We start from the raw sequence: 10,364 nt of genomic DNA, 5'->3' as shown, positions 1-10,364 counted from the left end.
GTCCAGAACGCGGTCGCGCCCTCGCCCGAGAAGAACGAGCAATTGCGCGCGCAGCCGCCGCGCGGATCCCACCACGGCACGAACTGCTGATCGCCGGCAAACTGCGTCACCACCACCGGGCGCGGCCGGCCCCAATAGGTCTTGAAGGTGAGGTTGGTGAGGATTCCGGCCGACAGCGTGATCGTCACCAGCAGGAAGATCACCGCGCGCCCCGACACCATCAGCGGCCGGTCCGGGCGGAACAGCTTGACCACGAGCGCCACCAGGGAGGGCAGCACGAACGCCCAGGCGATCCACATCGCCGCATCACGCGCGACGCCGGCCCAGCCGCTCGATTTGAGCGGAAAGGTCCTGGTTGCGGGATCGAAGAACAGCGCGGCGAACTTGAGATCGAGTTCGGGATAGAGGCCGAAAACGACGCCGATCACGAGCCACAGCGCCAGGGCGATGAAGAGTCCGGTCCGGTTCATGCCGCGCGGTTTAGCGGAGTGGGGAGGGGATGAAAACCCTTTCACCGTCATTCCGGGGCGGCTCGCAGAGCCGAACTCCGGTGCGCCCTTGCCCACCTGAGAATCTCGAGATTCCGGGTTCAGTCCTCCGGACTGCCCCGGAATGACAGCGCCAAACTATCGCGCATCCGGCCTTGAATGCGACGGCAATGGCGGAGGCGGCTTGTGCGGGGGCGGCGGATTGCGCCAGGCGCCGGCGTTGCGGCCGGCGATCAGCCAGTAGACCACGCCGGCCACGATGCCGGCGCCGGTCATGATCTCGAGGTGACGCCGCACGACGCCCTCGAACTGGAACGTGTCGGAGTGAAAGGGAACGAGGCCGAGGTAGCAGGCGAGCCCCACGAGGCCGCCGCCGACGGCATAGGCCAGCGCGCTGCGGATGTAGAGCGCTTCGGTGATCGCGACGATCACCGCCGCCGGCACCAGCGCAAAGCCGGAGACGAAGATGAAACCGAAGCCGAGCAGGATGTCGATCRTGCCTTGATCGACGGGACCTGCGCCGAGATCGGCGAACTCCGGAAACAGCAGCGCGACGACCACGATCATGCCGCCGACGAAGCAGGCGGCGAGAAAGCCGATGAAGATGACGACGAGGCGGCCGATGAGTGCCATGAATAAAACCTATCCTTGCGACCTCAGCTCGCCGGCTCTGCCCGTCCCACCTTGCGCCATAGGCCGGCCGTGCGCCCTGCAATCAACCAATAGGCAGCGCCCGCAACGATCCCGGCGGCGACAATCGCGATGGGATAGGGTCTAATGAGTCTTGGCGTGTTGTGCCCCGGCGGGATGAGTGTCTCCTCAAACGGAGCGACCACCAAATAGCAGACAAGGGCCGTCGCCGTACCGGCAATGAGATAGACCCACAAAGCGCGCCGATCCGTCAGTTCCGTGATCGTCACCGCCACGATTGCAGGCAACACTGTCGCGCCACATAGCACCTTGAAACCGTGGCCAAGCAGTACGCTCATATCTTTCAGAAGGTGCAGGTGTGCGAGCCTTCCAAGCGCCAGAAACGCTTCATATTCCACGACCATGATGGCGTAGAAGATCTCCGCGATCGTGCAAGCGGCCAGAAACGCGAACGCGATGACCGGCAGGCGGCGGATCAGCGCCATCCTTAGTCCGTCATCGCCATGGCGCGCAGCGTCTGGCGTTCGCGGGCCGAGAGCTTTTCGGTCTCCGACTTGAGCTGGCCGCAGGCGGCGAGGATGTCGCGGCCGCGCGGGGTGCGCACCGGCGCGGAATAGCCGGCGTTGAAGATGTATTCGGAGAATTTTTCGATCTGATCCCAGTCCGAGCATTCATAGGCGGTGCCGGGCCAGGGATTGAACGGGATCAGGTTGATCTTGGCGTGAATGCCCTTGAGCAGCTTCACCAGCAGCTTCGCATCGTCGAGCGAATCGTTGACGCCCTTGAGCATCACATATTCGAAGGTGATGCGGCGTGCGTTCGAGGCGCCGGGATAGTCGCGGCAGGCCTGGAGCAGCTCCTTGATGGGATATTTGCGGTTGAGCGGCACTAGCTCGTTGCGCAGCTCGTCGCGCACCGCGTGCAGCGAGATCGCAAGCATGACGCCGATCTCCTCGCCCGCGCGCACGATGTTCGGCACTACGCCCGAGGTCGACAGCGTGATGCGACGGCGGGAGATGCCGATGCCTTCGTTGTCGCCGACGATCAGCAGCGCATCGCGCACGGCGTCGAAATTGTAGAGCGGCTCGCCCATGCCCATCATCACGATGTTGGTGACGCGGCGCGTGCCGTCCTCACGATCGGCCCAGTCATTCAGGCGATCACGCGCAACCATGATCTGACCAACGATCTCGCCGGCGGTGAGGTTGCGCACCAGGCGCTGCGTGCCGGTGTGGCAGAACGAGCAATTGAGGGTGCAACCGACCTGCGAGGAGACGCAGAGCGTGCCGCGATCGGTCTCGGGGATGTAGACGCATTCGACTTCATGCGCCTTCTCGACATTGTCGCCGCTCGGCAGACGCAGCAGCCATTTGCGGGTGCCGTCATTCGAGATCTGCTCGGCCACGACTTCGGGCCGGTCGACGGTGAAATGCTGCGCGAGCTCGGCGCGAATGCCCTTCGAGATCGACGTCATCTCGTCGAAATTCTGGGCGCCGCGGAAATACATCCAGTGCCACAGCTGCTGCACGCGCATTTTGCGCTGCGCAGGTGCGACGCCGATCTCACCGAGCCGGTCGGCAAGCTCGTTGCGCGACAGGCCGATGAGCGAGGGCCTCGCCGGCGGCACATAGGTTTCGAGCGGAGTCTTCTCCACCAATGTTGCGTTGTGCGGCTCGGTCGTCGTTTGCATCAGATGGGCCTAATTGCTTGGTCGTTCCGGGATGGTCCGAAGGACCAGACCCGGAACCTCGAGATTCCGGGTTCGATGCTGCGCATCGCCCCGGAATGACGGAAAAACTTGGAACCGGCCCTATATAGCAACCGCAGCCGCCGATTACGACCGTAGAGCTACTGTCGGCAGATAAAGCCTTAACGCCGACAGTCCTGGGCGATCCGGTCGAGCGCCTGGGCGAGGCCCTTCAGCGAAAACGTGTCGGTCGTCTCCGTTCCCTTGGCCGAGACGCCTTTGACCACGAGATCGGCGGATTTGCGCATGGCTTCGACCATCCGCTCCTCCTCGGCCGCGTTCTTGATCCAGAGGCCGTCGCCCTGCGTGTACATGGCGAAAGCGGCGCCGCCGACCTCGACCGAGGATTCCGATCCCGGCTTCAGCGCGTAGCCGATCATCACCGAGACTTCGTTGTTCACCTTCTCGGCCGGYCGGGTCGAGACGAAGGCATAGGCGGGATCACGCGGCCGGTTCGGCGGATTGGTCTTCGACGACGAAGGCTTGGCCAGTGCAAAGCAGACCTTCTTGCCGTTGGGCGTGGCCGAATAGGCGCCCCAGGTGCCGAACTGGCCGATCAGGGTCGGCTCCGCGCCGCCCGCAACCGCCGCCGCCGGGGCCACCGGCTTGCTCTCGGGTTTCGTTGCGGTCTTTGCGGCCGTATTGGGCGCCGGCGCCGCCGCTTTCGGTGCAGACTCTTTCGGTACAGACTTGGGCGACGGTTGCGCCGTCTGTGCCCGCGCGGAATCAGTGATCCCCCACGCCGTCACGCCGGCCATCAAAGCCAAAAATAGCACCCGCCACATGCTGGAGTGGTTCCCTCAATATTGTGACTGGAAGATGGCCCGGCCGCGCATTGTCCCCGCGGCAGGGATAGCCGGGAAAGTCCAATTTGGGAAGGCAGTTAGCGGGTTAGCAACAGCTAGCCTCGGGATCGCGCGGCGCGCTGGTCGGCCCATTGCGCGTCGGTCCAGCCGAGCAGGTCCTCGGCGCCCGAACTGCGCAAATGGGCGCCACCGTCGATCACCACCATCTCGCCGTTGATGTAGCCGGCGCGGTCCGAGACCAGGAAGCTGGCGAGATCGGCGAGCTCGCCGTGGTCCCCGGTCCGGCCAAGCGGGTTCCGCGCGGTCCAGCCGTCGTCGCGGCCCTCGGGGCGGAGCTGACCGGTTGCTCCGGCGGTCGGGAACGGACCCGGCGCGATTGCGACAGTGCGGATGCCCTTCGGGCCCCACTCCACTGCCAGGCTCTTGGTCATCGCCAGCACCGCCGACTTCGCCATCGCGGACGGCACGGTGAAGGCGCGGCCGGTGATGGTCGAGGTCGAGAGGATCGAGAGCACGACGCCGCCGTGCCTGCCGTCGATCCAGCGTTTGCCGGCAGCGAGCGTGCAATACATCGCGCCATGCAGCGTCGGCGCCAGAATCGCATCCGCGGCGCGGAAGGAGAGATGTTCGCTCTGGGCAATGAAGGTCGCTGCGGCATTGTTGACGAGAATGTCGAGCGGCGCCTCGCGCCAGATCGCGTCCATCATGCTCTCGACGGCGGCACCGTCGCGGATATCGCAGGCGATGGTCGTGACCTTGCCGCTGGTCTGCGCGCGCATCTCGGCTGYGGTTGCCTCGAGCCGGTCGAGCTTGCGGCCGCAGATCACGAGCTCGGCGCCGAGCGCGAGGAAGCGGCGTCCCATCGCGGCACCGAGGCCCGAGCCGCCACCGGTGACGAGAATGCGCTTGCCCCTCAGCAGACCCGTTTCAAACATCGTTTGAATCCTCCTTCTTTCTTTTTCGTCATTGCGAGCGAAGGGAAGCAATCCAGACTATTTCCGCAGGACGGATTCTGGATTGCTTCGCTGCGCGCGCAATGACGCAAGGATAGGCCTGCGCGCTCCCTTAGACAAAGAATCCGGATTGTAGGGCTGCGCTAAATCCGGCAGAAACGAGCCAACTATAATTCCACCTCGAAACGCCTGGGTGCCGCCATGAAAGCCATTCTCTGCTCGCAATATTGCCAGCCCGACGATCTCGTGCTCGCCGAGGTGCCGGATCCGGTGGCAGGTCCCGGCGAGGCCGTGATCGCGATCAAGGCGGCGGCGCTGAACTTCTTCGACATCCTGATGATTCAGGGCAAGTACCAGATCAAGCCGCCGTTCCCGTTCTCGCCGGCCGCGGAAGTCGCCGGCGTGATCGAGAGCATCGGCCCCGGCGTGACCGACCTCAAGGTCGGCGATCGCGTGGTCGCCTCCTGCGGCCATAACGGCGCGCGCGAGAAGATCGCGCTGCCGGCGGCATCGATCGTGAAGATCCCGGACAATCTCGATTATGACCGCGCGGCCGGCATCATCATCATCTACGGCACTGCGCTGCATGCGCTGGAAGATCGCGCCAGCCCCAAGCCCGGTGAGACGCTCGCGGTGCTCGGCGCGGCCGGCGGCACGGGCCTCGCCGCCTGCGAGCTCGGCAAGCTGATGGGCCTCAAGGTGATCGCCTGCGCCTCGTCGGACGAGAAGCTCGAATTCGCGAAAGCCCATGGCGCCGAGCTCACGCTGAACTACGGCAAGGAAGATTTGAAGGAAGGCCTGCGCAGGCTCACGGATGGCAAGGGCGTCGACATCATCTTCGATCCGGTTGGTGGCGCGTATGCCGAGCAGGCGCTGCGCTCGATCGCCTGGGAAGGCCGCTTCCTCGTGATCGGCTTTGCCGCCGGCGACATTCCGAAGATGCCGCTGAACCTCGCGCTTCTGAAGGGCTGCGACATCCGCGGCGTGTTCTGGGGCGCCTGGACCCGGCTCAATCCCGCCAAGAACCGCGCCAATCTCGAGAAGCTTGTGAAGTGGACGGCCGAAGGCAAGATCTCATCGCATGTCGATCGCACCTTCCCGCTGGCACAGACCGCGGACGCGCTGAAGGTGCTCGCGGGACGCCAGGCCATGGGCAAGGTGATCCTGCATCCGTGAGATGATGCGGGCGACGGCGCGACGCTGTCGCTACGCACACAGCTGTCATCGCCCGCCTTGGGCGCTCTTGCGCACCGGGGCGGGCGATCCAGTATTCCAGAGGCGGTCGTGATTGAACCGAGAGGCCGCAGCGTCCCGGATGCCGCGGTCAAGCCGGGGCGGCGGAGTGCGCGGCAGGCAGCGTGAACAACGCTGACTTCGCGCAGAATTGCGCGCAACCGCCTGGTAGCGCCTTCTCAACCATCATCGCCAAAATTGCGGTGCACTCCCCCGCGCCGCCCGAATCAAACCCAAATTTTTCCCGATTCGCCCCAACCGTTGTCGCTTTTTAGGCTGATTCAAATTGCGATTTACCGGTTCCAGTCTGCAGGGCGCTCCTGGACAAAAACAAGAAAACTAAAACCGGCATTGCCCCGCGTTGTGTCAGTATTTGGGGGAAGCATCACCATGGAGACGACGGCATTCCGTCCGTCCTGGGGGTCGAGGGCGCTCGACTCCGAACAAGCGGCATCACATCCGTCCACCGCATCCTACATTCGTGCGCGCGCTGAACGGATCGATCCTTCATCGCACGATCCCATGCCACTGTTCTTGTCCGATCCGCTCAGCGCGCCGGATCCACGGGAATTCGCGCCATTGGCCGTGCGCACCAGGGCCAGAAGCGTCCGGCGCATTCTCGCTGCCGTCCTCGCCGCGTCGGTCATCGCGGTCCCGATCGCGCTGTTTTGGTCCGACATCAACCGGATGCTCACCATCGACGGCACGTCGTGGATCGGCGCGGCCGCGAACGAGGCCGCGGCTCCCGCCAATCCGCCCGCCGCACGGCAGGGTCCGGTCAAGGATGCCGCGCGTGTGACCAACACGATGCTGGCGAGCGCTGAGGCGCAGGATGTTCCTGCACCGGCGGCGCCCAGCCGCGAGGCGATCGCAACCGCCTATCAGAGCGCGCTCCAGGCTCAGGCACCCGCGTCTGTACCGGCACCGGTCGCCGCACAGCCCGCGCCACCGCCGCCAGCCAGGAGCCTCGACGCCGACACGTTGGCCGGCTTGATGGCGCGCGCCAAGAGCCTGTTGACCATCGGCGACATCGCCGCGGCGCGGCTGCTGCTCGAGCGCGCGGCGAATGCGCAGGATGCGACGGCGGCGTTCCTGCTGGCGCAGACCTACGATCCAGCCGTCCTGGGCACCAAGGACACGCGGAGCATCACCGCCGACGCCGTCGCCGCACGCGACTGGTACCAGCGGGCCGCCAGCCTCGGATCGGCGGAAGCGCGAAAGCGCCTCACCCAACTCTCGAACTAGAACTCTTCAGAGGATATCATGCGTAACGCTTTGGGAATGGCGCTTGCCGCCATCATGACGATCTGCGCGTTCGCGGCACGCGCCGATCAGACCGAATACGATCCAGCCAAGGTCTCGGACAGCCTGAAGGCGATCTTCCAGTTCGGCTCGACCTCGACCAAGCAGTCGCTGAACGCCAACACCGTCACGCTGATAACAGGCACGATCRGCGGCACCTATGTGCAGTTCGGCGCCGACCTCGCCTCGGTGCTCGACGACGGCAACAAGATCCGCGTGCTGCCGATCGTCGGCCGCGGCTCGGTGCAGAGCGTCGCCGACATCCTGTTCCTGCAAGGCGTCGATCTCGGCATCGTGCGCGCCGACACGCTCGACTATCTCGAGCGCAAGGGCTTTGCGAAGGACATCAAGAAACAGTTCACCTATGTGACCAAGCTCTACAATGAAGAGATGCAGGTCATCGCGCCGAAGTCGATCGCGACGCTGAAGGATCTCGAGGGCAAGAAGGTCAGCGTCGATCTGCCCAATGGCGGGACCTTCGTCACCGCGCTGACGGTGTTCGAGCGGCTCGGGATCAAGGCGAACTTCGTCTATGTCGAGCAACGCATCGCGATGGAGAAGCTGAAGGCCGGCGAGATCGACGCCGTCATCGTGGTCGGCGGCAAGCCGTACAAATCGGTCTCGACCTTCGGCAATGACGGCCGCTTCCATCTTGCGAAGGTCGACTATGCAAAGCCGCTCCAGAGCGACTATCTGCCGGCGACGCTGACCGCAAAGGACTATCCGAACCTGATCAAGGAGGGCGAGAGCGTGGACACGATCGCGGTGCCTGCGGTGCTGGCGGCCTATAACTGGGCGCCCAACACCGAGCGCTATCGCAAGCTCGCGCTGTTCGTGGACGCGTTCTTCACGAAATTCCCCGCGCTCCAGAACCCACCCTTCCATCCCAAGTGGAAGGAGGTCTCGCTCGCCGCGCCCCTGTCCGGCTGGAACAGATTACCGGTGGCGCAGCAATGGCTCGACAAGCACGGCGTCGAGCCGGTGACCCGCCAGCGCTTCGAGGCGTTCCTGAAGCAGAGTCCGACGGCAGCGAACGTTTCTGATGCGGACAAGGAAAAGCTGTTCAGACAGTTCCAGGCATGGGACGCGGAGAAGGCGCGAGCGCAGGCGGAGAAGAAGTAGCGGTTGTCGTTGCGACCAGTAGTGTCGCAGGCGCTAGCCACGCACTCACTGTCATCGCCCGGCTCGACCGGGCGATCCAGTACTCCGAAGCGCCAGTGATTGAACCGAGAAGCCGCGGCGTACTGGATTCCCCGCCGGAGCCTGTCATCGGGCTCGCCGAAGGCGAGACCCGGTGGCGGGGAATGACAGCGGAGTGTGTGGCGCCGCGGGCTACTGCGCGGCTTCGGCTCTCGCTTCCGCCTCGTCCACGCCCCGCTTCAGCGCGGCGCGGGCGGCTTCGCGGTGCTCCGTCGTGATGTGGCTGGCGACCATGCGGATGGCGGTGGCGAGCACGGCGGCATCATCGGTGAAGCCGAGGATCGGCATCACGTCGGGGACGAAATCGAACGGCAGGATGAAATAGGCGATCGCCCCCAGCAACGACGCCTGGACATGGCGCGGAGTCTGCCGATCGAACGCGCAGTAGTAGGCCGCGAGCAGTTCTTCGGCGAACGGCAGATGCGCGGCGACACGCTTCAGCTTGCGCCAGAAGCGGCGGCGAACGCCTTCACGATCTTCCGCGAGCCGATCGGCCGGCTCAAAGCCGACGCTGTGTTCGGCAGCCATGCTCCAAAACTCCCCGTTCCGCCGGGAGCGGCGGATCGCCGCATCCCCTGCTGATCACAAGATGGGGATGCAGCCGGTCGCTGCAAGACGTCAGCCCGGTGTAAGCTTGGCGATGGTGTTCATCGCCCTGGCGAGCTCGATGTCGAGCGCCGTGACGCCACCGGCGTCATGGGTCGACAGCACCACCTCCACGGTCTTGTAGACGTTGCGCCATTCGGGGTGATGATCCATCTTCTCGGCGACCAGCGCCGCGCGGGTCATGAAGCCGAAGGCTTCGTTGAAATCCTTGAAGACAAAGGTTTTCCCGATGGCGTCGCGGCCCGAAACTTCGGTCCAATCAGGTATTCCGCCCAGCGCCTGCTTGCGCGCCTCCGTCGTCAGCCGTTCTGCCATGATCGTCTCCGTGCTTCAGGGGAACTTTACCCTAACACCGTGCTTACGCCCGGGTTCATGCGGGATTTGCCCCATCCGCTAACCATGACGGAGAAGTAACCCCGCCGGACAAGAAATTTGCTACAATTGCGGGCGTAAATCGCCGGCCAAGATGAAACTGAGCCTCAAGCGCCTGTTTGGGAGATCGATGACCGGGGGATTGGACCTGGCCGAAGCGCCCACCCCGCCTTCGCCGCGATCATCGGCGCGGAAGACGGCACTCGTGTCTCTGGCGCTGGTGCTTGCGATCATCGGTGCGCTCGTCGGCGGCTACTATTTCGCGATGCGCCCTGTGACGCTGAAGATCGCGGTCGGTCCGGCCAATAGCGACGACCTCAAGGTCGTGCAGGCGCTGACGCAGGCTTTCGCGCAGCACAAGAACTATGTGCGGCTACGCCCGATCCAGACCGACGGCGCCACCGCCAGCGCCGATGCGCTCGCGGAAAACAAGGTCGATCTCGCCATCGTGCGCGGCGACGTCGACGTGCCGAAGAATGCGCAAGCCGTCGCGACCCTGCGCAAGAACGTCGTGGTGCTGTGGTCCGTGCCCGGCAAGGGCAAGAAGAAGGGCGCCAAGATCACCAAGATCGCGCAGCTCGCCGGCCATCGCGTCGGCGTGGTCGGCCGCACCCAGGCCAACGTCAACCTGCTCAAGGTGATCCTCCAGCAATACGGCGTCGATCCCGCCAAGGTCGAGATCGTGCAGTACCCGGCCAACGAAGCCGCCGAGGCGATCAAGACCCAGAAGGCCGATGCCTATCTCGCGGCCGGCCCGGTCAACAGCAAGATCACGTCGGACGTAATCGCGGCTTCCGCCAAGGACAGCGGCACGCCGACCTTCCTTGCGATCGATTCCGCGGATGCGATTGCGCAGAACCATCCGGTCTATGAAGCGTCGGAGATTCCCGCCGGCACCTATGGCGGCTCGCCCGATCGTCCCGACGACGAGGTCAAGACCATCAGCTTCTCGCACCACATCGTGGCGCGCAAAGCCGTGTCCGACACCACCATCGCGGCGTTCACG

The 10,364-nt window shown here is 64.6% G+C and carries 11 protein-coding genes and 1 pseudogene; 4 read left to right on the top strand and 8 right to left on the bottom strand.

All coding sequences use genetic code 11. From position 1 onward, the window contains the following. The 6 genes and pseudogenes from AC1D00_RS11455 to AC1D00_RS11430 all read right to left on the bottom strand — a co-directional run. Positions 1–470 (bottom strand): annotated as a pseudogene (locus AC1D00_RS11455) (phosphatase PAP2 family protein); the annotation flags it as partial. A 156-nt stretch (positions 471–626) separates the two neighbouring features. Continuing rightward, a complete protein-coding gene (locus tag AC1D00_RS11450; RefSeq protein WP_477010750.1) occupies positions 627–1,121 on the bottom strand; it encodes a hypothetical protein in 495 nt (164 codons plus the stop codon). Between the two features lie 23 nt (positions 1,122–1,144). Beyond that, positions 1,145–1,624 carry a hypothetical protein gene (locus AC1D00_RS11445; RefSeq protein ID WP_477010749.1) on the bottom strand — a complete coding sequence of 160 codons (480 nt, stop codon included), beginning with the start codon at positions 1,622–1,624 and terminating at the stop codon, positions 1,145–1,147. Between the two features lie 2 nt (positions 1,625–1,626). Further along, on the bottom strand, positions 1,627–2,829 hold the full coding sequence (rlmN, locus tag AC1D00_RS11440) for a dual-specificity RNA methyltransferase RlmN (protein WP_477010748.1): 1,203 nt from the start codon (positions 2,827–2,829) through the stop codon (positions 1,627–1,629). A gap of 179 nt (positions 2,830–3,008) precedes the next feature. After that, complete coding sequence (locus tag AC1D00_RS11435) at positions 3,009–3,671, bottom strand: invasion associated locus B family protein (protein ID WP_477010747.1); 663 nt, start codon at positions 3,669–3,671, stop codon at positions 3,009–3,011. Between the two features lie 116 nt (positions 3,672–3,787). Beyond that, complete coding sequence (locus tag AC1D00_RS11430) at positions 3,788–4,627, bottom strand: SDR family oxidoreductase (RefSeq protein ID WP_477010746.1); 840 nt, start codon at positions 4,625–4,627, stop codon at positions 3,788–3,790. Positions 4,628–4,846: 219 nt separating this feature from the next. Between AC1D00_RS11430 and AC1D00_RS11425 the strand changes: the two genes are divergently transcribed. The 3 genes from AC1D00_RS11425 to AC1D00_RS11415 all read left to right on the top strand — a co-directional run bounded on the left by AC1D00_RS11425 (position 4,847) and on the right by AC1D00_RS11415 (position 8,302). Beyond that, on the top strand, positions 4,847–5,821 hold the full coding sequence (locus AC1D00_RS11425; protein WP_135178553.1) for an NADPH:quinone oxidoreductase family protein: 975 nt from the start codon (positions 4,847–4,849) through the stop codon (positions 5,819–5,821). A gap of 579 nt (positions 5,822–6,400) precedes the next feature. Continuing rightward, positions 6,401–7,123, top strand: coding sequence for a hypothetical protein (locus AC1D00_RS11420; protein WP_477010745.1), 723 nt, complete (start codon positions 6,401–6,403; stop codon positions 7,121–7,123). Positions 7,124–7,141: 18 nt separating this feature from the next. Next, positions 7,142–8,302 carry a TAXI family TRAP transporter solute-binding subunit gene (locus AC1D00_RS11415; RefSeq protein ID WP_477010744.1) on the top strand — a complete coding sequence of 387 codons (1,161 nt, stop codon included), beginning with the start codon at positions 7,142–7,144 and terminating at the stop codon, positions 8,300–8,302. A 210-nt stretch (positions 8,303–8,512) separates the two neighbouring features. On the opposite strand, the gene AC1D00_RS11410 is transcribed toward AC1D00_RS11415, so the two are convergent. Both AC1D00_RS11410 and AC1D00_RS11405 read right to left on the bottom strand, forming a co-directional pair. Further along, complete coding sequence (locus AC1D00_RS11410) at positions 8,513–8,908, bottom strand: YkvA family protein (protein WP_477010743.1); 396 nt, start codon at positions 8,906–8,908, stop codon at positions 8,513–8,515. 90 nt (positions 8,909–8,998) lie between these two features. Then, on the bottom strand, positions 8,999–9,301 hold the full coding sequence (locus AC1D00_RS11405) for a 4a-hydroxytetrahydrobiopterin dehydratase (protein ID WP_477010742.1): 303 nt from the start codon (positions 9,299–9,301) through the stop codon (positions 8,999–9,001). A 151-nt stretch (positions 9,302–9,452) separates the two neighbouring features. On the opposite strand from AC1D00_RS11405, the gene AC1D00_RS11400 reads away from it, so the two are divergent. Further along, a partial coding sequence (locus AC1D00_RS11400; protein WP_477010741.1) for a TAXI family TRAP transporter solute-binding subunit occupies positions 9,453–10,364 on the top strand: 912 nt, incomplete at its 3' end.

The sequence above is a fragment of the Bradyrhizobium sp. P2_E8 genome (genome assembly GCF_056403875.1).
This window is presented reverse-complemented; position numbering and strand designations above follow the sequence as displayed.

Excerpts from the sequence above, each read along its gene's own strand:
- AC1D00_RS11445 (WP_477010749.1), bottom strand. The coding sequence starts at position 1,624 with ATGGCGCTGATCCGCCGCCTGCCGGTCATCGCGTTCGCGTTTCTGGCC.
- rlmN (WP_477010748.1), bottom strand. The coding sequence starts at position 2,829 with ATGCAAACGACGACCGAGCCGCACAACGCAACATTGGTGGAGAAGACT.
- AC1D00_RS11425 (WP_135178553.1), top strand. The coding sequence starts at position 4,847 with ATGAAAGCCATTCTCTGCTCGCAATATTGCCAGCCCGACGATCTCGTG.
- AC1D00_RS11420 (WP_477010745.1), top strand. The coding sequence starts at position 6,401 with ATGCCACTGTTCTTGTCCGATCCGCTCAGCGCGCCGGATCCACGGGAA.
- AC1D00_RS11410 (WP_477010743.1), bottom strand. The coding sequence starts at position 8,908 with ATGGCTGCCGAACACAGCGTCGGCTTTGAGCCGGCCGATCGGCTCGCG.
- AC1D00_RS11405 (WP_477010742.1), bottom strand. The coding sequence starts at position 9,301 with ATGGCAGAACGGCTGACGACGGAGGCGCGCAAGCAGGCGCTGGGCGGA.